General features: G+C 48.0%; 17 protein-coding genes. 13 read left to right on the top strand and 4 right to left on the bottom strand.

Annotated features, from left to right (window positions below; all coding sequences use genetic code 11):
* Positions 1-4 precede the first annotated feature (4 nt).
* From TSUB_RS03650 to TSUB_RS03670, 5 genes are all read left to right on the top strand, one after another.
* On the top strand, positions 5-607 hold the full coding sequence (locus TSUB_RS03650; protein ID WP_087022818.1) for a YfgM family protein: 603 nt from the start codon (positions 5-7) through the stop codon (positions 605-607).
* 15 nt (positions 608-622) lie between these two features.
* Positions 623-1780 (top strand): outer membrane protein assembly factor BamB, encoded by a 1158-nt coding sequence (gene bamB / locus TSUB_RS03655; protein WP_087022816.1) that lies wholly within the window; start codon positions 623-625, stop codon positions 1778-1780.
* Between the two features lie 112 nt (positions 1781-1892).
* The gene (gene der, locus TSUB_RS03660) at positions 1893-3389 is read left to right on the top strand and encodes a ribosome biogenesis GTPase Der (RefSeq protein WP_087022814.1); all 1497 of its coding nucleotides are present in this window, start codon (positions 1893-1895) and stop codon (positions 3387-3389) included.
* A 145-nt stretch (positions 3390-3534) separates the two neighbouring features.
* A complete protein-coding gene (locus TSUB_RS03665) occupies positions 3535-4431 on the top strand; it encodes an alanyl-tRNA editing protein (protein WP_246616396.1) in 897 nt (298 codons plus the stop codon).
* Between the two features lie 332 nt (positions 4432-4763).
* Positions 4764-4997 (top strand): zinc ribbon domain-containing protein, encoded by a 234-nt coding sequence (locus TSUB_RS03670; RefSeq protein WP_087022810.1) that lies wholly within the window; start codon positions 4764-4766, stop codon positions 4995-4997.
* Between the two features lie 37 nt (positions 4998-5034).
* Here TSUB_RS03670 and xseA read toward each other — a convergent pair whose 3' ends face one another.
* Complete coding sequence (gene xseA, locus TSUB_RS03675) at positions 5035-6399, bottom strand: exodeoxyribonuclease VII large subunit (protein ID WP_087022808.1); 1365 nt, start codon at positions 6397-6399, stop codon at positions 5035-5037.
* 285 nt (positions 6400-6684) lie between these two features.
* Here xseA and guaB point away from each other — a divergent pair, with 285 nt between their 5' ends.
* The 6 genes from guaB to tadA all read left to right on the top strand — a co-directional run bounded on the left by guaB (position 6685) and on the right by tadA (position 16668).
* Positions 6685-8148 (top strand): IMP dehydrogenase, encoded by a 1464-nt coding sequence (gene guaB / locus TSUB_RS03680; RefSeq protein WP_087022806.1) that lies wholly within the window; start codon positions 6685-6687, stop codon positions 8146-8148.
* Positions 8149-8256: 108 nt separating this feature from the next.
* A complete protein-coding gene (gene guaA, locus TSUB_RS03685; protein ID WP_087022804.1) occupies positions 8257-9810 on the top strand; it encodes a glutamine-hydrolyzing GMP synthase in 1554 nt (517 codons plus the stop codon).
* A gap of 402 nt (positions 9811-10212) precedes the next feature.
* Positions 10213-11772: an AbgT family transporter gene (locus TSUB_RS03690; protein ID WP_159064943.1), complete on the top strand. Its 1560-nt coding sequence runs from the start codon at positions 10213-10215 to the stop codon at positions 11770-11772.
* 446 nt (positions 11773-12218) lie between these two features.
* Positions 12219-13778 (top strand): AbgT family transporter, encoded by a 1560-nt coding sequence (locus TSUB_RS03695; RefSeq protein WP_087024365.1) that lies wholly within the window; start codon positions 12219-12221, stop codon positions 13776-13778.
* A gap of 193 nt (positions 13779-13971) precedes the next feature.
* On the top strand, positions 13972-15990 hold the full coding sequence (locus TSUB_RS03700; protein ID WP_159064990.1) for a methyl-accepting chemotaxis protein: 2019 nt from the start codon (positions 13972-13974) through the stop codon (positions 15988-15990).
* A 150-nt stretch (positions 15991-16140) separates the two neighbouring features.
* Positions 16141-16668, top strand: coding sequence for a tRNA adenosine(34) deaminase TadA (tadA, locus tag TSUB_RS03705; protein ID WP_087024361.1), 528 nt, complete (start codon positions 16141-16143; stop codon positions 16666-16668).
* 46 nt (positions 16669-16714) lie between these two features.
* Here tadA and TSUB_RS25180 read toward each other — a convergent pair whose 3' ends face one another.
* Positions 16715-16849, bottom strand: a complete 135-nt coding sequence (locus tag TSUB_RS25180; RefSeq protein ID WP_281422924.1) for a hypothetical protein — start codon at positions 16847-16849, stop codon at positions 16715-16717.
* Positions 16850-17017: 168 nt separating this feature from the next.
* Positions 17018-18529 carry a membrane-bound lytic murein transglycosylase MltF gene (gene mltF / locus TSUB_RS03710; RefSeq protein ID WP_087024359.1) on the bottom strand — a complete coding sequence of 504 codons (1512 nt, stop codon included), beginning with the start codon at positions 18527-18529 and terminating at the stop codon, positions 17018-17020.
* A 310-nt stretch (positions 18530-18839) separates the two neighbouring features.
* On the opposite strand from mltF, the gene purL reads away from it, so the two are divergent.
* Together purL and glnB are read left to right on the top strand one after the other, a co-directional pair.
* Entirely contained in the window at positions 18840-22733 is a 3894-nt protein-coding gene (purL, locus tag TSUB_RS03715; protein WP_087024369.1) for a phosphoribosylformylglycinamidine synthase, read from the top strand.
* Positions 22734-22994: 261 nt separating this feature from the next.
* On the top strand, positions 22995-23333 hold the full coding sequence (gene glnB / locus TSUB_RS03720) for a nitrogen regulatory protein P-II (protein WP_087024357.1): 339 nt from the start codon (positions 22995-22997) through the stop codon (positions 23331-23333).
* Positions 23334-23404: 71 nt separating this feature from the next.
* On the opposite strand, the gene TSUB_RS03725 is transcribed toward glnB, so the two are convergent.
* On the bottom strand, positions 23405-24022 hold the full coding sequence (locus tag TSUB_RS03725) for a YitT family protein (protein ID WP_087024355.1): 618 nt from the start codon (positions 24020-24022) through the stop codon (positions 23405-23407).
* Positions 24023-24193 lie beyond the last annotated feature (171 nt).

A 24193-nucleotide genomic window follows, 5' to 3' on the forward strand; every position in this document is an offset into this window, starting at 1 on the left:
TGTCGTGGAAGCCTACGAAACAGAAGAACAACAAGTCGAAGCGATTAAAAAATGGTGGAAGGAAAATGGTAAGTCCATCATTCTCGGCGCGGTAATCGGTCTTGGCGGCCTATTTGGCTGGCGCGCTTACCAAGCAAATGTATTGTCATCTCAAGAGGCTGCGTCTGATGCTTATTCCAAAGCACAAGAGCAACTTATCGCGGGTGATCTCGATGCGGTTAAGCAATTTGTAACCGAAAACAGCAGCAGTGAGTACGCCACGTTAGCCGCTATGCAATTAGCGAAAGCACAGGTTGAGAATGACAACCTAAGTGCAGCCGTAGAGCAGTTGAAGTGGGTCGTTGCTAACAGCAAAGATGACGCATTGAAAGCGTTGGCAAACGTACGCCTAGCACGTGTTGAGATTGCACTAGAAAACTTTGATGCTGCCGAGAGCGCGTTGGCCGCGGTAACAGCGGAGAGTTGGAAAGCAAATGTCGCCTCTTTGCGCGGTGATATTGCGGTTCAACGCGGTGATCACGACGCTGCGCGCGCAGCGTACACCGAAGCATTGGCAGCAGGTAATGATCCTGTTGTTCGAATGAAGTTGGATGATTTGGCCCAGTAATTGATGAGGCATCGCATGAAAGGGAAGAACAAACGCGTAGTTGGAGCGTTAGCGCTGCTCGCGATGCTGGCGGGGTGTGCCAGTGAAGAGGAAGCGGTGCAGATGGCGCCGCTCCCTGTTGTCGAATCTGAGTTTACCCCAAATCAATTGTGGTCAACCCAAGTCGGTAGTGGCTTAGGCCAATACTTTACTCAGCTCACTCCTACCTATCGTTACGGCAAGATCTTTGCGGCCGATCGTGATGGCGTGATTAAAGCGCTATCGCCAGACACCGGAAAAGTGATTTGGGAAACTGACGTTGAAGAGGATAAGCCTGCGCGTTTATCCGGCGGTATTACAGCAGCCTATAACCGTATTTTCATTGGTACTGAAAATGCGGACTTAATTGCACTGGATGAAGAAACCGGGGAGCTCCTTTGGCGCGCCAAAACCCAAGGAGAAGTACTGTCTCGTCCACTTGCAGAAAGTACACTTGTGGTCGTCAACACCAGCCGAGGTATCCTTGAAGCGTTTGACGCGACAACGGGTGAAAGCCGTTGGCAGATTGGTACGGAAGTCCCGAACTTAACATTGCGTGGTGATAGCTCGCCAGTCTCTGTTGGTGGTGGTATTTTCTGGGGTATGTCTAACGGCAGGCTAGGCGCCGCACTTGCTGAAGCAGGCCAGATGCTATGGCAACAACCTATTGCAAGTCCGAAAGGTGCGACAGAGATTGATCGTTTAGTTGATGTTGATGCGACACCTGTGATTGTCGGCGATCGCCTTTACGCCGTTGGATTCAACGGTGAGTTGGTGTCTATTGAACTGCAAACGGGCCAACCGGCTTGGAAGCGCGCATACTCTTCGTCGAAAGACTTCGCTATTCAGGGCCAACGCCTTTTCTTAGTGACTGACCAAGATCATGTTGTTGCTGTTGATACCCGTAGCGGCACGGAGTTGTGGCGAAACTCGTCACTTGAGTATCGTTTGTTAACGCCTCCGGCTGTCATCGATAACCATGTTGTTGTCACCGACAGTGAAGGCTACATGCACTGGTTGGATACTCGCAATGGTGAGTTTTCTGCACAGCAGATGGTAAGCAGTAGTGGTGTTGCGCATGCGCCGATTGAAGTCGGTGCAAGTTATTTGTTTATGACCCGTGATGGTCAAGTAAAGCGAATGCAATTGCCATAACCTTCTGGTGATCACAATCACAATTAGTGTTATTATCCCGCCCTCGGCTCCAGATCTATAATGATCTGGAGCCGATGTTGTTAGAAATGAATAGTACTTTTAAGAGGTCTGTATGATTCCTGTTGTTGCCTTAGTCGGTCGCCCCAATGTCGGAAAATCGACACTCTTCAACCGCTTAACTCGCACACGGGATGCCTTGGTTGCGGATTTCCCTGGCTTAACACGGGATCGTAAATACGGTAAGGCCTCTTTTGAAGAGCATGATTTTATTGTTATCGACACGGGTGGTATCGACGGTACTGAAGAAGGTGTTGAGACAAAAATGGCTGAACAGTCATTGGCTGCGATTGAAGAAGCTGATGTCGTACTGTTTTTGGTTGATGGCCGAGCAGGTTTGACCGCGGCGGATGAAGCCATTGCCAAACACCTACGCTCTCGTAACAAGCCAACCTATCTTGTTGTGAACAAGATTGATGGCATTGATGCTGACAGTGCGTGTGCGGATTTCTGGAAACTCGGTGTCGATGAAATGCACCAAATCGCGGCAGCACAAAACCGTGGCGTGTCAGCGTTAGTGAATCGAGCATTGACCCCCTTTGCCGATAGCTTGAAGCAAGATCTTGATGGTAATGAGATTGATGATGAAGGCTATAGCTCGGTTGAAGAAATCGAAGCGGCTAGCGAGCTGACTGAAGAAGATGCAGAAGCCGCCTACAAAGCACTCCAAGATAAACCGATCAAAATGGCGATTATCGGTCGTCCTAATGTGGGTAAGTCAACGCTAACTAACCGAATTCTTGGTGAAGATCGTGTCGTCGTTTATGACATGCCTGGCACCACTCGCGACTCTATTTACGTCCCAATGGAGCGTGATGATCGTGAGTATGTGTTGATTGATACCGCAGGTATTCGCCGTCGTGGTAAAGTGCATGAGACGGTAGAAAAATTCTCTGTTATCCAAACCTTAAAAGCGATCGAAGATGCCAACGTGGTGCTTTTAGTGATTGATGCACGCGATAATATCAATGATCAAGATCTGTCACTTTTAGGTTATGCCTTGAACGCCGGGCGTTCAATTGTGATTGCGGTTAACAAATGGGATGGATTGTCCACAGAAGTGAAAGACCGTGTGAAGTCAGAGCTAGACCGCCGTCTTGGCTTTGTGGATTTTGCCCGTGTCCACTTTATTTCTGCACTGCACGGCACTGGCGTTGGTCACTTATTTGAGTCTGTGCGCGAAGCGTATGAGTCTGCGACCAAGCGTATCAGTACTTCAATGTTGACGCGGATTATGCAGATGGCACAAGATGATCACCAACCGCCTATGGTTCGTGGCCGGCGTGTGAAACTCAAGTATGCACACGCTGGTGGCTACAATCCGCCGATTATCGTGATCCATGGTAACTTGGTCCATGAACTGCCTAACTCTTATAAACGTTATTTGATGAACTACTATCGCCGTTCCCTTGAGATGATGGGGACACCGATCCGTATCCAGTTCCAGAGCAGCGACAACCCGTATGAGAATCAAGGCGGAAAACTGACGCTATCGCAAGAGCGACAGCGTAAACGAATGATGACGATGGTGAAAAACCGTCGCAGCGAGTAACCCTGAAGCCCGACATAGTCGGGCTTTTTTGTGCTCGTCCTTCAGCCCTAGGTGCGGCGTTAACGTTGCTTCAATTGCACACAGATTCTGCACCTTGGTGCGTTATGGCGTTACAATAGAGGCTGCTATTTTTAGAGTCAGAATTATGAGCACGAACAACGAATTGCAGTCGCTTTATCAAACTCAAGTTTCCTTTCCGCAAGCCACAGAGCATGCTGTAGCAACCGTCTTGCTTGACGGCGAATACGAAGACCAGTACTGGTTCGTGGCAGACACCACGCCCTTTCATCCTGTGAGTCATCTATGGCCAGATCACCCGGCAGATCGTGGCATGGTTAGTGTTGGTAAAGAGGAAATCCCTGTGATCGACTGCCAAGTAGGCGCAGTGAATACTGAGTCCGGTGAGGTGCAGATCGGTCGCGCGATCACTGCGCGAAGAGGGGAACCCGATTGGGTATTTGTTGTTATCCATCGGGTCAATCAACCGATTTTGTCTGGCGCATCTATCGTGCTAAAAGTAGATAAAGGTTATCAAGACAGTCTAAGTCGGGGTCATACAGCTGGGCATTTAGCCTCTATCGCATTGAATAAAGTGTTAGCCGATGGCTATTGGCGAAAAGAAGCAGAGAGGAGAGATCCTATCGGTTCACCTGATTTTAATAGCTACGCACAGCAAGCGAGTTCTGTGACTGAAGATCGTTGTGAAGATACTTATCGCTTGGGTAAAACATTGCGAAAGCGCGGCTTGAATGCTGCCGATATGGTGAGTGATCTTCAAGAGATAGAGAGAAGAGTCAATCAACAGCTGAAGAACTGGCTTAGTATGCCGACTGCGGTCACACTGCGCTGTGAAGGGGCTGGATTGACAGATTCTCGTTATTGGCAGTGTGAGTTACACAATGATGGTCTCGCGGTCATGCCATGTGGCGGGACACATGTCTCACATTTATCAACGTATGAATCAATCACTGTCTCTTTACTTTTAGATGACCCACAACAAATAAAAATGGTCACGATAGCAAAAGGGCGAAAGTCGTTTTAAGTCGTTGATTTGTGGCCAGCCAGTGTCATCATGGACTGTAGTTAGACTTTTACCAAATGTTGGATCTTACGTTTTTAATTGGTATGTTTGGATTTTTATCCTTTTAAAAATCCAAATGCAGAACATGTAACTTATGCTTTCGGGATGTGTGTTGATAAATGTTCTTTAGGGAGCAGATCGCTGATCATTGCTTATTTTCACGATGATCAACCGTTATCTGATCAGAATATCGACAGTTTATTGACTGAGTATATCGGAAGCATGAAAAAATGTTGGCAAAATTACGGAGTGTTGATATCAGCTTATCGCTGATTGAATCGAGGAGCTGAGAGATGACAAGTGAGAATCGTTGTCCGTCTTGTGAGGGGGAGTTGGTTTGGGCGTCAGGTCACTACTATTGTGAGCCGTGCCAACAAGCCTATAAACGTGAAGCGGATTGTCCAGACTGTGGGCAAATGCTTGAAAAGCTGCAAGCTTGTGGGAGTGCGAGCTATTTTTGCAATCATTGCAATGAGCTTAAATCTAAGTCTCGTGCTAAACGATACTGGGTTGCACTCACAAACTAAGTAACGCCAAGGGAGACCTTGGCGTTTTTGTATCCCTTCATTGTGCCTTGGCATCACGTGTTTGATTGACGGTAGACACAACCTCTCCTTGTTGAAGGCGAGTGATAATGGTGTCACCAGTTTTAAGTGTTTCAGCACTGACGATGGGTTTGCCTTTCGCGTCCGTGGTGATACTAAAACCACGCGCAAGCACTGCGAGGGGGCTAACTGCATCTAGCGTCGTCGCAGCGACAGAAAATCGGTGTTGAGTCTGTTTGAGTTGCTGTTGCATCGCATCGTTGAGGCGTTGCGCCAGTGCTGTCATATTACTTTGTTGAACTGGCAAGGTATAAGCGGGTGACGCCGCTGTCAGCTGATGACTCAGTTGTGTGAGTTTACGCAGTTCTTGTTGGCTGCGCTTATAGATGCTTTGCTGCAAGCGTCCACTGAGCTCGTCAACTTGTTGGGCCTGTTGCATTAAGCGACGCTGCGGGTGTTGCTGCTCTAACTGCCTAAACTGTTGCAGCACGGTTTGTTGCTGCTCAGTAATATAGAGACGGATAGCTTGTTGGAGACGAGATTTGACGTGAAAAATCTTCTGTTTTTGCTCGCTTTGATCTCGGCTGACTAACTCCGCCGCCGCGGAAGGGGTTGGGGCACGCATATCCGCGACAAAATCGGCAATAGTGACATCGACCTCGTGTCCTACAGCACTGATGATCGGGATTTGGCTGGATGCGATGGTACGAGCAACGATTTCTTCATTAAAGCACCAAAGATCTTCTAAAGCGCCACCACCGCGCCCCACAATCAACACATCACACTCATTGCGGACGTTCGCATTCCCAATGGCTTGTGCAATGCTAATCGCCGCCCCTTCTCCTTGCACCATGGTGGGATAGATCACGATGGGCAGTCCAGGATCACGTCGTTCGAGCACGTTTAAGATATCTTGCAGCGCAGCGCCCGATTTAGAGGTGATGATACCGACGCGTTGCGGGTTTGTTGGGAGAGGTTGCTTGAGACTTTGTGCAAACAGGCCTTCTTGTGCTAGTTGGGTCTTGAGTACTTCAAACTGTTGTTGGAGACGGCCATCGCCCTCCGGCTGCATACTTTCAACGATAAGCTGATAGTCGCCTCTGGGCTCGTAAAGAGAGAGGCGCGCTTTTACGAGCACTTGATTACCTGCCACAGGCTTGAAGTTAACGCGACGATTGTGCCCTTTGAACATGGCACACTTCACTTGGGCGCGGCTGTCTTTCAGAGTGAAATACCAATGACCAGAAACTGGCATTGAGAGATTAGAGAGTTCGCCGACTAACCAAACGATACCCATTTCATTTTCGAGTAACAGACGGACTTCAGCATTAAGCGCTGACACAGTGAAAATACGAGAGTTTTGCTGAGACAGGGATGTTGTCACAAGAAGGTTTCCGGCGTAAAGAAGGTGTTGCTGAGAATACGGATTTCTGTAAGACAGATCAATAGCCAGAAGACTGACCGCAGCACCGGATAATTAACCGACGGATTATAGTTATCAAGATCTAAATGTCAATAAAAAAATAAAAAAAATGTGTAGCCAAACGATTGGCCTGAACGTATAATCCCTCCGCAATATAAAGGTACAGGCCAATAAACCTCTATTATCCCTCTGCGGATCGGCCTGTATTCACTGACACCGATTATTAACTTAGTGTGAGATATTGCAATGTTACGAATCAAACAAGAAGCTTTGACTTTCGATGATGTCCTGCTGGTTCCAGCCCACTCAACTGTACTGCCTAACACTGCGGATCTTCGCACTCGTCTAACTAAAGACATCAGTCTCAACATCCCTATGATTTCTGCATCGATGGATACCGTGACTGAAGGTCGTTTGGCTATTGCGTTAGCGCAAGAAGGTGGTATTGGCTTCATTCACAAAAACATGTCGATTGAAGCGCAAGCTGACCAAGTTCGCATGGTGAAAAAGTTCGAAGCTGGTGTGGTTTCCGACCCAGTCACTGTTCGTCCAGAAAACACCATTGAAGATGTGAAGCGTTTAACCCTAGAAAATGGCTTTGCTGGTTACCCAGTGGTTGATGATAATCACGAGCTAGTGGGTATTATCACTGGCCGCGATACACGCTTTGTCACAGACCTAAGCAAAAAGGTGTCTGAAGTGATGACACCAAAAGCGCGTCTAGCGAAAGTAAAAGAAGGCGCTTGCCGTGAAGAAGTCGAAGCTGTGATGCAAGAGCATCGTGTCGAAAAAGTATTGGTCGTTAACGATGACTTCCAACTGCGCGGCATGATCACAGCGAAAGATTTCCAAAAAGCGGAGCGCAAACCAAACGCATGTAAAGATGAGTTGGGTCGTCTTCGCGTAGGGGCTGCAGTGGGCGCGGGTGCAGGTAACGAAGAGCGTGTCAAAGCGTTAGTCGAAGCTGGCGTTGATGTACTGCTTATCGACTCTTCACATGGCCACTCTGAAGGTGTACTAAACCGAATTCGTGAAACACGCGAAGCGTACCCAGATCTGAATATCATTGGCGGCAACGTTGCCACAGGTGCAGGCGCTAAAGCCTTGATCGACGCTGGTGTGAGTGCGGTGAAGGTGGGTATCGGCCCAGGTTCAATCTGTACGACACGTATCGTAACTGGTGTTGGTGTACCTCAAGTCACCGCTATCGCGGACGCTGCTGAAGTGGCGAACGAGCACGGCATTCCAGTTATTGCTGATGGTGGTATCCGTTTCTCTGGCGATATCTGTAAAGCGATTGCTGCTGGCGCATCTTGTGTCATGGTGGGCTCTATGTTTGCAGGTACAGAAGAAGCACCAGGCGAAGTTATTCTCTATAACGGCCGCTCATACAAAGCGTATCGTGGTATGGGATCTCTGGGCGCGATGTCACAAGGTTCTTCTGACCGCTACTTCCAGACGGACAATGCTGCAGACAAGCTCGTACCAGAAGGTATCGAAGGACGTATTGCTTATAAAGGCCGCCTAAAAGAGATCGTTCACCAGCAAATGGGCGGTCTACGCTCAAGCATGGGTCTAACGGGTTCTGCAACGATTGAAGATATGCGTACCAAGGCGGAGTTTGTTCGCATTACTGGTGCGGGTATGAACGAATCACACGTACACGACGTGACTATCACTAAAGAAGCGCCGAACTACCGTCTAGGCTAAATCAAAGACGGTCGCTAATTTACATAGCGAAATCGATTGCTTCACCCTATAATCGCGGGGCTGCGTTCCAGCCCCCTTTTTATAACTTAATTTTGAGATTGTTCGATTATGACCACAAATATCCATGACCAACGCATTCTGATCTTGGACTTCGGATCTCAGTACACTCAGCTAGTTGCGCGCCGTGTACGTGAAATCGGTGTTTACTGTGAACTGTGGAGCTGGGACGTTGAAGAAGCGGATATTCGTGAATTCAATCCAGACGGTATCATCCTATCTGGTGGCCCAGAGAGCGTGACAGAAGATAACTCACCACGTGCGCCACAATATGTTTTTGACTCTGGTGTGCCTGTGCTTGGTGTCTGTTACGGCATGCAAACCATGGCAGAGCAGTTAGGTGGTAAAGTTGCCGGTTCTACAGAGCGTGAATTTGGCTACGCACAAGTGAAAGTGTCGGGCGAGTCTGCACTGTTTAAAGATCTAGAAGCGACGCAAGACGTTTGGATGAGCCACGGCGACAAAGTTGTCGAGATCCCAGCAGACTTCGTTAAAGTTGGCGAAACGGATACGTGTCCTTACGCAGCAATGGCGAACGAAGAGAAGAAGTACTACGGTGTTCAGTTCCACCCAGAGGTAACACACACTAAGCAAGGCCTACAAATGCTAGAGAACTTTGTTCTTGGTGTCTGTGGTTGTGATCGTCTATGGACTTCTGAATCAATTATTGAAGACGCCGTTGCTCGAATTAAAGAGCAAGTGGGTGACGATGAAGTGATTCTTGGCCTATCGGGCGGTGTCGATTCATCAGTCGTTGCGATGCTAGTGCACCGCGCCATCGGTGATAAGCTAACTTGTGTATTTGTTGATAACGGCCTACTTCGTCTTAACGAAGGTCAGCAAGTGATGGACATGTTCGGCGATAAGTTCGGCCTAAACATTATCAAAGTTGATGCTGAAGAGCGCTTCCTTGCGGCACTAGAAGGCAAATCGGATCCTGAAGAGAAACGTAAGATCATTGGTCACGTGTTTGTCGACGTGTTCGATGAAGAATCGAAGAAACTAAAGAATGCCAAGTGGCTAGCGCAGGGTACCATCTATCCTGACGTGATCGAATCTGCGGCCTCTAAGACAGGTAAAGCACATGTGATCAAGTCGCACCACAACGTGGGCGGTCTGCCAGATGATATGGAAATGGGACTTGTTGAGCCACTGCGTGAGCTGTTCAAAGACGAAGTGCGCAAGATTGGCCTTGAGTTAGGTTTGCCATACAACATGCTTTACCGTCACCCATTCCCGGGTCCTGGTTTAGGTGTTCGTGTTCTTGGCGAAATCAAGAAAGAGTACTGTGATTTGCTACGTCGTGCAGATGCGATCTTCATTGAAGAGCTACACGCTGCAGATCTTTACAACAAAGTCTCTCAAGCGTTCACTGTATTCTTGCCAGTGCGTTCTGTTGGTGTGATGGGTGATGGTCGTAAGTACGACTGGGTTGTCTCACTGCGTGCAGTAGAAACGATCGACTTTATGACCGCGCACTGGGCTCACTTGCCATACGACTTCCTAGGTAAGGTCTCTAACCGCATCATCAATGAAGTCGACGGTATTTCCCGTGTAGTTTACGATATTTCAGGTAAGCCACCTGCGACCATTGAGTGGGAATAATCGCACTCCAATGTCCTCAACTGTTTCAGTGAAAAGCGCCGCAAGGCGCTTTTTTTTGCTCTGTTTTACCTATTTCGTGTTCGATAAAATCATCAGTACAGAAAAGTTGCCAACTGCACCCTGTTGAAGATTGTAGGAGGAATGGAATTGTTGTAATTGACGTGCTACAAACGCGCTCCGTATGTTGATATCGTGTGATATTGTCGTTGTAATTTTATTAGTGAAATATTTTGCTTTAAATATTTTTCTCGATATGTGATTTGGCTCTTTGGTAAAATGATAGCTAATTCTACTTTTTAGAGTTCATTAAACGATATAATGCAACGGCATTCAGGTGATAGGTCTGAATGTTGACGCGATAGACGTCGTACACAACAAAGCCACTACACAAATGGAGCTCCTATGAGCAAACAAGATACTCAGGCTATGCCAGCACCATCTCAGGGTGCTATGGATAAGTTTCTGAATTTTATTGAGAAAGCAGGTAACAAAATCCCAGATCCTGCTCTGCTATTTTTCTGGGGACTCGTCACGGTATGGGTTCTTTCAGCCATCCTGTCACGCTTTGAATTTGATTTAATCCACCCTGTTACTGGTACCGCAGTTCAAGTTAATAACCTTTTGACTGGTGAAGGGTTCGCGAATTTCCTTGCGACTATGGTCGGCAACTTCACAGGCTTTGCGCCACTGGGTATCGTATTGGTTGCCATGCTTGGTGTAGGTGTTGCGGAAGCCTCAGGTTTCATTAACACGGGCCTGAAAAAAATGCTGATGGTCACACCTGCGAAGTTCGTGACACCAATGCTGATTTTGGTTGCGATTGTATCGCACACCGCTGCTGATGCTGGTTACGTACTGGTTATCCCTCTTGGTGGTATCATTTTCCACGCAGCAGGTCGTCACCCTCTAGCGGGTATTGCGGCAGCATTTGCCGGTGTATCCGGTGGTTTCGCGGCTAACTTTATCCCGTCAGGTATTGATCCACTGCTCGCGGGCTTTACGCAAGAAGCCGCGGCTATCCTTGACCCTGACTATGTGGTTAACCCTCTCGCTAACCTTTACTTCACTGGTATGTCTTCAATCATCATTGTCGGTATCGGTTGGTATGTGACTGAGAAGATCATTGAACCTCGTCTAGCGAACACGCCAATCGATGATGATGCAGAAGAAGCACCGGATATGGGCTCATTCACTGCCATCGAAAGTAAAGCCTTCTCACGTGCAGGTTGGGCGATGCTAGCGGGTATCGTAGCGCTTGTTGTTGCGCTGATTCCTGAGACGTCACCGCTACGTGCACCGGACGGTCAGATCACTTCTTTTGCTGCACCGGTGATGCAGTCTATCGTTCCACTCATTTTCATCTTGTTTGTAATCCCTGGCGTAGTGTACGGCAAAGTCGCAGGCACGTTTAAAGCCTCAGACGATGTGATTAAAGCGATGTCGAAAACGATGGCGGGTATGGGTGGCTTCATGGTGATGGCCTTCTTCATTGCGCAGTTCCTTGTGGCCTTTACAGACTCTAATCTAGGTACGCTATTGGCTTTATCGGGCGCACAAGGTCTACAAGCGCTAAACCTCCCTGGTCAGGTGACTATCGTCGGTATGATTCTGTTGACTGCATTCGTAAACCTATTGGTTGGTTCTGCATCAGCAAAATGGGCATTGATTGGTCCAATTATGGTTCCAATGCTAATGGCTGTGGGTATTTCGCCTGAGCTGACTCAAGCGGCATACCGTGTTGGTGACTCAGTCTCCAACATTATTTCGCCAATGATGGTGTTCTTCCCGCTTGTGGTTGTTTACATGCAGCGCTACGTGAAGAACTCAGGTATCGGCTCATTGGCCTCTATGATGATGCCTTACTCTATCGCCATGCTGATTGGCTGGACTGCCTTCTTACTTCTTTACTGGTTCGTTGGTATCCCACTAGGTATTCAAGCGCCTTACACTTACACCATGTAAGTTCGGGTATCCTGTTATCAAAGCCTCGCAAGTTGCGAGGCTTTGTTGTCTCTAGGTGTTTTTCTCTCAGCGAGTATTTTCAACGCGACCCCATTCAACACACCGCTTACTCTTGTTGCCTATTCTTTGTCCAATTTCTTGGTCGCCTATTGCATACCTGTTTCATCTGTAGTTTGATTGCGTTGGTGGTGTTCTTGTTTTGTTAATAAATATTGTTTTTGTGGTAAAAGTTGAATTTTAATGTTGTTTGTGATCATCTTTTAAATGCTTTGTATATTGGTTTATTTGACTGTATTGATTGCTTTTTATGGATTAATGTGCGACATAACTCTACTTTTATGGTTTAAGTTTTTATTTAGTGAAGAGTTTGTGAGTTTTTGATTTATGGTGTGTCATGCTATTTTTTGTCAATAACACAAAATTCATTTCTATAAAGGGAGTAGAGAATGAGCGATGTATCACATGAAGCCAAAACACCGAGTCGTGGTGTGATTGGGTTCATCGAACGAGCAGGTAAACGGATTCCTGATCCTGTCATTATTTTCATGTTCTTATTTGCCTTCTGTTTGCTGTTGACAGGCTTGATTGGCGGTATGCAGTTTGAGCTGGCGAACACCAGTGGCGGCACCACCGAGTACACCATTAAGAACATGCTGGCGACGGAAAACGTCCGCTGGATTTTTGACAACGCAATTTTAGCTAACTGGCTTTCATTTGGTGGTGGTGTCCTAGGTGTCATCATGATTGTCATGCTCGGTGTCGGTGTGGCTGAAAATTCAGGCATGCTCTCAGCTGTGATTAAGAAAGTGGGCCTGAAGATTAACGACAAGTATCTGCCTATGCTGGTGGTGTTCTTGGGTATCATGAGTTCGGTTGCAACGGATGCGGGCTATCTGGTTCTGATTCCACTGGCAGGTATGCTATACGCTGGTCTTGGTAAGAACCCACTGACGGGTATGGCGGCAGCGTTTGCGGGTGTCTCGGCTGGTTTCTCTGCTAACTTAATTCCAGCAACGCCGATTGATGTCATCATTGGTAACAATGCGCGCGTATTTGCTGAAGCTCAGAATATCCCTTTTGCTAACAGTGCGGGCGTTGAGCTCAATCCTGCCACCATGCACTACTACTTTATCTTTGCGTCAACATTCCTTTTGGCTGGTTTAGGTGCTTGGGTAACGGCAAAATACGTGGGTCCACGTTTGGAGAAAATGTCTTACACCATTCCTGAAGACATGAATCTTGATGACTTCTCTGTTTCTCCAGAAGAAAACCGTGGTATCAAAGCCGCAGGTGTTGGTCTTTTAGTTTCTATTGCTGTGATCGTTGGGTTGGCAATGGGGCCTTTAGCTCCCTACACCAATGATGCAGGTCGAACCGTCACGCCTTACCTTGATAATGTGATCTTGTTGATCGCAATGACGTTTATTATCGTTGGTGTCTTTTTCGGTGTTGCAGCGGGCAAATTTAAGAATGTGCAAGATGTCGTGACTTCGATGGTGAAGCAGATGAACACCATGGGTTACGTTCTGGTACTCACTTTCTTCTGTTACAACTTCCTTGGTTTGATGAACCATTCTGGCCTCGGTACTTACATTACATACCTAGGCGCGACCTTCCTCGGCGCATTAGGTCTGCAATCATTCCCAATCTTGTTGATTATCGGTTTTGTTATTACAACCGCAGTCATCAACTTGTTTGTTGGTGGTATGACGTCGAAGTGGATGCTATTAGGTCCAATTTTTGTTCCTATGTTGTACCAAGTAAACCCGGATATGACCCCTGATATGGTAGCAGCAGCTTACCGAGTTGCAGATTCATCTACCAACATCATTACGCCGATGATGACCTATGCCGGTGTTATTCTTGCCTTTATGCGCAAGTACAAGCCTGAGCTGACTTTCGGTGATGTGATTGCGATGATGGTCCCTTACTCGACAGCCTTCTTGCTGGCATGGACTGGTTTGCTGGTGGGTTTCTTTGCCTTCGGTATCCCACTCGGCTTCTAAACGATTCATTCAATATTTGCAAATACAAGCTGGCCCTAGTGCCAGCTTTTTTAGTTATTTAGTGCTGAACTTGATTCTCATATGCAATTTTTTGTTGTTTTTTTAGGATGACATCTTCAACTATTGCGACTTCCTGTACTACTTTTATTGATACATATCTCTATATACCTAGATGTTCACGAGAGTATCTGTCATGTTCAAGATGAAGTTGAATCAAAAACTGTATGCGGGCTTTCTCGCTATAATCGCGTTAATGTTGTTCGTCAGTGTCGTGGTCTGGTCTAAAGCGAATGCCATTGAAAAAATCGCGCAAGAAGTCAATGCAGATGACGTTCCGGGCGTTATTCATTACCTCAATGTCCTCAATGTTGTTGGTGCGATGCAGTCCAATGTGCTCGAGTATTTAGCGGGGGAAACGGATGAAGTTGACAACTTCAAACAAAACTACCAGCTATTTCAGCGCGAGTTCGCCATTTTAAAGCCTCTTGAGTATGCAAAGCCCTCCGATCAACAAAAAATGGATCTGATCGAGTCAAAAGTGAACGAGTACTACAACGTGGTTGTTCGTGATGTGTTTGGACGCTATAACCCGGATGACGAAAAATGGGCGTATGAGTTCATTGATAAACTTGAAAATGAACAAGGTGCCAAGCTAGAAGGCATTTTGGAAAGGCTGAGTGAACAAGAGTTCAATGATGCCTTGAAAGAGACAGACATTCGAGAAACCGTGAACGATGACCTGCCCGGTGTACGTTATTATTTGGAGCTTGTTGATGAATCGGGCGATATTCTCGCCTCTTTGACTGAATACGTGACGGGAGAAGCGGATGAAATCGATGCGGTACGCAGGAATGCCGCTGAGTTTAGCCAATACTTTGAAAGGCTAAAGCCGTTAGAGCAAAAGCCTGCAGAAGTTGCCGCACAGCGTGAAATCGATCAACTGTACAATGAGATTGTGGGTGGGGCAGAGCAGGTCTTTGCACGATACAACCCATTGAGTCGTGCTGCGGCGATTCAAACCGTCGATCAGCTCGAACATGACGTTTACAGCATTGTTGAAGAAATTCTCTTTGTTTCAGCGCAAGAGGAGAAAGCAGATGCCACCAAAGCGTTAGATACCGTTGTCGCTGATCTCAATGGTGTGATTACGTTGATCATTGTTGTCGTTCCTATCGCTGTTTTGATCGCGATTGCTATTGCTTACTTTCTCGCTAACTCTATCAATACGCGTGTTTCTACGGTATTGGGGATCGCAAATGCGATTGCATCCGGTGATTTAACCAGTGATATCAAGAAAGATGAAAGTGGTGATGAAATTGGTGAGCTTGCGGTTGCGATGGGAGATATGCAGAAATCACTCAATAGCCTGTTAAAAGAGGTGAACGCGGTGGCGATGCAAGTCACCGACTCGTCGAAAGAGATCCTTGATTCGTGCCAGCAGATGGAGCATGCCAACGGTTCGCAAGCGCAGAAAGCTGAGCAAATTGCGACAGCGGTCGAAGAGATGAGTCTAACCTCGAACGAGGTTGCGGGGCAGAGCTCGAATGCGGCTGATAATGCAATGCAGGCGGGTGAGCAAGCCAATGTGGGGGGCAATGTCGTCAATGCCACCGTAGAGAGAATCAATGCGATTGCTGCGATTGTGAGTGAAACTGCCGAAACGGTCGACAACCTCGGTACGCAAAGTTCGCAAATCAGTGAAGTGATTCGGGTGATTAACGATATTGCTGAACAGACTAACCTGCTGGCGCTGAATGCGGCGATTGAGGCCGCCCGAGCCGGTGAGGCTGGACGTGGTTTTGCCGTGGTTGCGGATGAAGTCCGTGCTCTAGCAGAGCGAACCAGTAAAGCGACGCAAGAGGTTACCGATTCCATTACGGCGATTCAAAGTGGGACGCAAGTTGCAGTGACGCGCATGAGTGAAGTAACGGAGCAAGTGGAAGAAGGGGTGAAGCAGGCGCAAAGTGCGGGTGAGTCGTTAAGTACCATAGTGGAAGGCACCGAAGGGCTGAAATCGATGATCACCTCGATTGCAGCGGCATCTGAACAGCAGTCAGCTACCGCCAATGAGATGGCGAATGACATTAGTAGCATTAGCCATGCTGCGACAGAGTCGGTATCCGTTTCAAGTATGGCGGCACAATCGGCGTCTGATATGAGCTCAAAAGCTGAGCAACTAAGTCAACTCGTGGCGAAGTTCCGTCTCGCATAGTGCGAAGATTGCGTCTCTAATTAGCAGGTGGTCTCTGTGGAGCCACCTGTTTTCATTTTTCCTCTCGAACGCGCTAGCGGCATCTCGACGTGCTAGTCTGCTTCTGAAGCCTACCTCTTGAGGTGACTTGCGTATATACTCCTGCGCTGAATGAGTACCACCAACGAGGAAGCCATCTTGAACGAAGAATTTATGCGTTATGCAATGGAGCTCGCAACACGCGCTGAGCAAGAAGGTGAAGTCCCTGTTGGCGCAGTCGTTGTATTGGATGGTAAGGTCATCGGTGAAGGTTGGAATCGTTCAATCGGCCAGCATGATGCGACGGCTCATGCCGAAATTATGGCGCTACGACAAGCGGGTAAAGTTGTCAGTAATTACCGTCTGTTGGATGCAGAGCTGTATGTCACCCTTGAGCCTTGCCCTATGTGTGCGTCTGCCATGATTCATGCTCGAATTTGCAAGGTGTATTATGGTGCACCGGATCTCAAAACAGGTGCAGCGGGCACCGTGATGAACCTATTGGATTATCCAGAAGCCAACCATATTGTGGTTGCGCAAGGTGGTGTGCTTGAAGATGCGTGTCGCGCTCAACTACAAGCCTTTTTCCAACGTCGACGCAAAGAGAAGAAGGCAGCCAAGCAAGCCGCTAAGCTAGCGCAACAGCAAGAGGAAAAATAGCAGAGGGATATAGGCTGTGCAGCAGAATCACCGCACAGCGGGGCAGTTAGTCTTCTGACGCTGCGACGAAGGCCGCACGTTGACGCCAAAGCACTTTCTTGTGGTTATTTGTCATCATTCTTTTGCGACGGGTCGCGGCAGTACGATGTGAGCGTTTAAACGCCGTATTTTTTCTTTTCATTCTACATCTCCCATTCTCACACTGGCAGCGCCTATCGGCATTTAATATCGCGAATGAGCGTTGTCAGTTGTGGTGCGATAGGGCATCGCACCACTCTTTATTACCGGAGGCGTTGGCGGATTACCAGCGCTTTTGGTCTAACTTGGGCAAATGATGCAATTTACGTACCTAGTTGCTGCTATTTTCATCACTTTGATTGTCTGTCGGCGATGAGGCGCTGGTGGCCGCACTGACCGCTGCGGATGTTGCTAACGCAGCAGAGACAGGTGAGATGGTTTCAATATCATCAATATTGACCTCTTCAATGACAGGTTCTTGCACTTTGAAGTAGCCCGTGATGCTTTGATAGTAGCGACGAATATTTTCCACATATTTTAAGGCTTCATCACCCCTTGCATAGCCGTAGCGCGTCTGGCTGTAGTACTGGCGTTTTCGCAGCAGCGGTAAGCGCTGTTTTACGTCTGCCCATGCATCAGGATCGCCGCCTTGTGCGCGAGTAAGACGACGAGCATCCATCACATGACCAAAGCCAACATTGTAGGAAGCAAGCGCAAACCATACTTTTTCATGCTCATCGATACTGTCGGGAATACGCTTTATGAGCTTGCTCAGATAGAGGGCACCACCACGAATGCTCTCTTCAGGATCCAAACGGTTTTTTACCCCGACAGATTTTGCTGTTGGCAGGGTCAGCATCATCATGCCACGAACGCCTGTCGGCGAGACAGCGTTCGGATTCCAGTGTGATTCTTGGTAAGCCAGTGCAGCAATCAATTTCCAATCAAACTCACCGGCGTACTTTTCAAACAAGGGTTGCCACTCGGGTAACTTATCTTCTAAAGCGCGAATAAAGGCACGCGTATCGACATAGTCAAAGGTATCGACATGGCCGAAATATCGCTCTTCTAGTTTGGCAAGACCACCGGACTGCTTTAGTTCACCGAAAAACTCAATGATCAGGGCATGCAGGCTATCGTCACCGCCTTTTTCTAAATACCAACCAATTGGCTGATCTTCACTGAGCTCCAACGCGACGGCAATCTCAGGAAAAGTGCGTTGCATGATGGCGACATCGACAGAGTCAGCGATAGTGTAATCGAGTGTCCCTTCTGCCACCATTTTGAGTAGCTCATCACCATCTTGGTTATCCGTGGTCTCCCAACTCAGTTCTGGGTGCTCGACTATAAGTGCATTGAGCGTCGCTTCATGACTGGAATTCGTGGTCACTTTTAATGTGGCATCCCTTGATGCGAGGTCTTCAATGCTGCGAGGGCGCCATTGGCCATTTTTATAAACTAACACTTGGCTAGCGAAGTAGTAGGCAGGGGCAGGGGCATAATGCGCCATGCGTTCAGGTGTAATTGTCAGGCCGGCAGCAATGAGGTCGATTTCACCTCGGTCAAGTGCAGGGAAAAGGCCCGACAACCCGAAGATTGGACGCATTTCAAGTGTGACACCAAGCTCGTCGGCAAGCATTGCGGCTAACTCGTAGTCAAGTCCTGTCGGACCGTCTTGCCCGATATAGTAGGAGAGTTGGTTATTGAGAGTACCCACTCTGAGAACACCTTGCTGACGAATCTCTTCCACTTTGCTCTGCTGTTGTGTAGGGTATTCACAGCCTGCAAGTAAGAGTAAGAAGGCGATCAGGCTTGTTAGTTTGCGTAGCCAGAATCTGGTCATGGAATATTTCAATCGATATACTCTTGTTTCTATTCTGAGAGTCTTTATACCAAAGCCCTTACAGTCGAGCAAAGTGCATTCAAAAACTTACCTAAAATTTGCTGATAACTTACTCTTTTTTCTCGTGAGAGGAAAAAAATAGCGCAAACGTTTGCTTTTAGTGTTACGCCCCCACACTTTTTCCCCTATAATACCGCCGCAAATAGAGGCTAGTGCCATAAGGTTTGCGTTTTGGCGTTTATCTGCGTCTTTTCTCAGACATTATTGCACTATCCCCTTTCTTCAACTGCTAATCGAGAGATGTATGCACATGGAAATTTTGCGAGGTTCACCCGCACTGTCTGAGTTCCGCGTTAACAAGCTACTTGAGCGCTGTCGCGAACTTGACCTGCCTGTCACTGGTATCTATGCCGAATTCATGCACTTTGCAGATCTTTCAGCCCCGCTTAATGCCGAAGAGCAAAGCAAACTGGCTAGCCTGCTACAATATGGCCCTACCATCGCTGAACATGCACCTACTGGTACTTTATTGGTTGTCACGCCACGTCCGGGCACTATCTCTCCATGGTCTTCTAAATCTACCGACATCGCCCACAACTGTGGTCTTGCTCAAGTTAAACGCCTAGAGCGCGGTACCGCTTACTATGTTGAGACGTCTGCGGACCTAAGCGCAGCGCAGCTAGTGGAATTGAAGGGATTAATCCATGACCGCATGATGGAAGCGGTATTCACTGAGCTAGAAGCAGCACAAGCGTTGTTTGCTCAAGCTGAGCCAGCACCACACACCAGTGTTGATATTCTTGAAGGTGGTCGTCAGGCGCTAGAAGCGGCGAACGTATCTTTGGGCCTTGCGTTGGCAGAAGATGAAATTGACTACTTGGTTGAGAGTTTCACCAAGCTTGGTCGTAACCCGAATGACATTGAGTTAATGATGTTTGCACAGGCAAACTCAGAGCACTGTCGTCATAAGATTTTCAATGCAGATTGGACCATCGATGGTGTTGAACAAGAGAAATCTCTGTTCAAGATGATCAAAAACACCTACGAGACCAACAGTGACTACGTTTTGTCTGCATATAAAGATAATGCAGCGGTCATGGAAGGCTCTAAAGTTGGCCGTTTCTTCCCTGACGCTGAAAACCGTCAATACAACTACCATCAGGAAAATGCCCATATTCTGATGAAGGTTGAAACGCACAACCACCCAACTGCAATTTCTCCGTGGCCGGGCGCGTCAACGGGTAGTGGTGGTGAAATCCGTGATGAAGGCGCAACCGGTATCGGTGGTAAGCCAAAAGCGGGCCTTGTTGGTTTCACCGTATCAAACCTACGTGTGCCAGGCTTCGAACAGCCTTGGGAAACCGATTTCGGTAAGCCAGGTCGTATCGTAAATGCTTTGGATATTATGCTAGAAGGCCCACTCGGTGGTGCAGCATTCAACAACGAATTTGGTCGTCCAAACCTACTGGGTTACTTCCGTACTTACGAAGAGAAGGTCACTTCTCACAACGGTGAAGAGATTCGTGGTTACCACAAGCCAATCATGATTGCGGGTGGTATGGGTAATATTCGTGAAGATCATGTTCAGAAGAAAGAGATCCCAGTGGGTGCGAAACTGATCGTACTCGGTGGCCCAGCGATGAACATCGGTCTTGGTGGTGGTGCAGCGTCTTCAATGGCATCAGGTCAATCAGCAGAAGATCTTGATTTTGCCTCTGTACAACGTGAAAACCCAGAAATGGAGCGTCGTTGTCAGGAAGTGATCGACCGTTGTTGGCAGTTGGGTGACGATAACCCAATCGCCTTTATTCACGATGTAGGTGCAGGTGGTATTTCTAACGCATTGCCTGAGCTCGTGGACGATGGTGAGCGTGGCGGTAAGTTCCAGTTACGTGATGTACCAAACGATGAGCCGGGTATGAGCCCGCTAGAAATTTGGTGTAACGAGTCTCAAGAGCGTTACGTAATGGCGGTTGCGCCAGAGAATATGGACGTATTCGATGCGATTTGTCAGCGTGAGCGGGCACCTTATGCGGTGGTTGGGGAAGCAATTGAAGAGCGTCACCTAACGTTAGAAGATTCACACTTCGACAATACGCCAATCGATATGCCAATGGACATCCTACTCGGCAAGCCGCCTAAGATGCACCGTGACGTAACGACACAAAAAGCAGAAGGTATTGAATTAGATCGCAGCGGTATTGAGCTAGAAGAAGCAACCCACCGCGTATTGCGTCTACCTGCTGTTGCAGAGAAGACATTCCTTATCACCATTGGTGACCGCACCGTGACGGGCCTTGTTGCTCGTGACCAAATGGTTGGCCCATGGCAGGTACCGGTCGCTAACTGTGCGGTAACCGCAGCAAGTTACGACACGTATCACGGTGAAGCCATGTCGATGGGTGAGCGCACGCCATCTGCACTGCTTGATTTCGGCGCGTCTGCACGTATGGCCGTGGGTGAAGCACTTACCAACATCGCCTCAGCTGATATTGGTGACCTTAACCGCATTAAACTGTCTGCAAACTGGATGTCTGCAGCGGGTCACCCAGGTGAAGATGCAGGTCTTTACGAAGCGGTGAAAGCGGTAGGTGAAGAGCTATGTCCTGCACTTGGCCTTACGATTCCTGTTGGTAAAGACTCAATGTCGATGAAGACCAAGTGGGAGCAGGATGGTGAGCAGCGTGAAGTCACGGCGCCGCTATCACTGATTATCACTGCGTTTGGTCGTGTTGAAGATGTTCGCAACACAGTGACGCCTCAGCTTCGCACCGATAAAGGTGATTCTAGCCTTGTTCTTATCGATCTAGGTAACGGTCAAAACCGTCTAGGTGCGACAGCACTGGCGCAGGTTTACAAGCAGTTGGGTGACAAAGCGGCAGATGTCGATAGCCCAGAGCTACTGAAAGGCTTCTTCAATGCGGTTCAAAGCCTAGTGCGTGATGGTAAAGTGATTGCTTACCATGACCGTTCAGATGGCGGCCTTTACACCACTCTCGCAGAGATGGCATTTGCGGGCCACTGTGGTATCAATGCCGATATTTCTGCATTGAGTGAAGACACACTAGCGGCACTCTTCAACGAAGAGTTGGGTGCAGTACTTCAAGTTTCTGATGCTGAGCTTGAAAGCGTGAAAGCGGTACTTGCTGCACATGGTCTTGCGGCTTGCAGTCATGTGATTGGTAAAGTGACCACTGAAGATGCACTGCGCATCAACCGTGGCACTGAAACGCTACTTGATCAAAACCGTACAGCGCTACGTGCTATCTGGGCGGAGCTGACGCATAAGATGCAAGCACTGCGTGATAACCCGAAAGGCGCGGATCAAGAGTTTGAAGCCAAGAAAGACAACAACGATCCTGGTCTAAATACTCGCCTAAGCTTCGACATCAATGAAGATGTTGCAGCGCCGTTCATTGCGACAGGAGCGAAGCCTCAAATGGCGATCCTGCGTGAGCAGGGCGTAAACTCCCATGTTGAGATGGCGGCAGCATTTGACCGCGCTGGCTTTGATGCCAAAGATGTGCACATGTCAGACATCTTGTCAGGCCGCGTTCAACTTGACGGCTTTAACGGCCTTGTCGCCTGTGGCGGTTTCTCGTACGGTGACGTACTGGGTGCCGGTGAAGGTTGGGCGAAGTCGATTCTGTTCAACAACAATGCCCGTGACCAATTTGAAGGCTTCTTCAAGCGTGAAGATACCTTTGCACTGGGTGTGTGTAATGGTTGTCAGATGATCTCGAACTTGCGCGAACTTATCCCAGGTGCAGACCTATGGCCGCGTTTCGTACGTAACGAATCAGAGCGTTTTGAAGCGCGCTTTAGCTTAGTAGAAGTGCAAGAGTCTCAATCGCTGTTCTTTAATGGTATGGCTGGATCGCGCATGCCAATCGCCGTTTCTCACGGTGAAGGCCGTGTCGAAGTGCGTGATGATGCGCACCTAGCAGGTATCGAGCAGTCGGGTACTGTGGCACTGCGTTATATCAACAACTACGGTGATGTGACCCAAGATTACCCTGCTAACCCGAATGGTTCTCCAAATGGTATTACTGGCCTAACCACAACCGATGGTCGTGTAACTATCATGATGCCTCACCCTGAACGTGTATTCCGTGCAGTGGCGAACTCATGGCGTCCGGACGAGTGGAGTGAAGATAGCCCATGGATGCGTATGTTCCGTAACGCGCGCGTTAACATCGGTTAATCCGCTTCGTCTGTCACAAGAATTTTGCGTTACCTCGACAGTACGTAAAAAACCAAACCGCTGCTTCGGCAGCGGTTTTTTTTGCTTTCTTGTTGGCTTGTGATGGCAATGACTGGATATTGCCGAGAATCCGCGTTATTTATGTTTTTGATTTTCATGGCTTCTTACTGCCAGTGATTGTCGGCTTGTCTATAATTTGTGATAATTGCCGAAGATGATTTCAGGATGTCGGATCGGCCTCTTTACGAAAGGAATGCGAACATGAAAAAAATTGATGCCATTATCAAACCCTTTAAACTTGATGACGTGCGCGAAGCGCTGGCTGAGGTCGGCATCACAGGCATGACGGTCTCAGAAGTCAAAGGCTTTGGTCGCCAGAAAGGCCATACTGAGCTCTATCGTGGTGCTGAGTACATGGTGGACTTTCTACCAAAGGTGAAACTAGAAATTGTGGTTGCTGATGATGTGGTTGATCAGTGCCTAGACACCATTATCGAGACGGCCCAAACAGGTAAAATTGGTGATGGCAAGATCTTTGTTACCGACGTTGAGCGTGTAGTACGCATCCGTACCGGTGAGGAAGATGAAGAGGCGATTTAATTGTCGTCGGTAATACAACAAAAGCGCCCATCAGAGGCGCTTTTGTTTTATCGGATGCTTGTACTTTATGTTTATGGTTGCGGGATCGGGTGATTTCCTGAATAGCGTCCCGGTTTATGGTTCATGGTCAACACCATGTTCAGTAGTACTGCGCCAACGACTGAATACGCAAGCATGATTGGGGTTAACATAAAGAATGACGCAATCAAGATAGCGCAATCGATACCCATCTGCATTTTACCTGCAGAGATTCCAAAGCGTTCTTGGCAGTAAAGGCACAGCACATTGAAGCCACCTAGGCTCGTTTGATGACGAAACAGCATAAGCATACCGACGCCCATCAAAATGCCGCCAATCATGGCGCAATAGAGCGGATCTAAGCTATCCACACTAAAGAACAACGGGATATGATCTGCCATCACAGAGACAAGTCCACCTGAAATGATGCTGGTGATCGCGAAGCTCTTACCCATACGGAACCAAGCCATGAGGTAAAATGGGCAGTTGAATAGGAAGTACAGGGTACCAAATGATAAGCCAACAAATTCGCTTGCTAATAGCGCCAAACCTGTTGTGCCACCGGTGAGTAGGCCGCCCTGTTGTAAAAAGAAGACACCCTGTGCGACAACGAAGGTTGCGGTCAGTATCGCGATACAATCTTCAACTAGGGTGTGTTTACGTTGTTTCACTGGTAATGCTCTCCTATTTCATGAGGCACGAATTTTACCTAAAACAGCGGGTTAGACGAAGAATTGCGGCGTAAGTCGCAGAAAGTGAATTGTCAGGGCTCAGTTACGGAAAATGGTGTTTTATCTTTACGGTCTGCAGGCCGCACGGTGTCTGTATTTATACTCAGAGTG

This window comes from Thaumasiovibrio subtropicus, from assembly GCF_019703835.1.
GTDB classification, from domain to species: Bacteria; Pseudomonadota; Gammaproteobacteria; order Enterobacterales; family Vibrionaceae; genus Thaumasiovibrio; species Thaumasiovibrio subtropicus.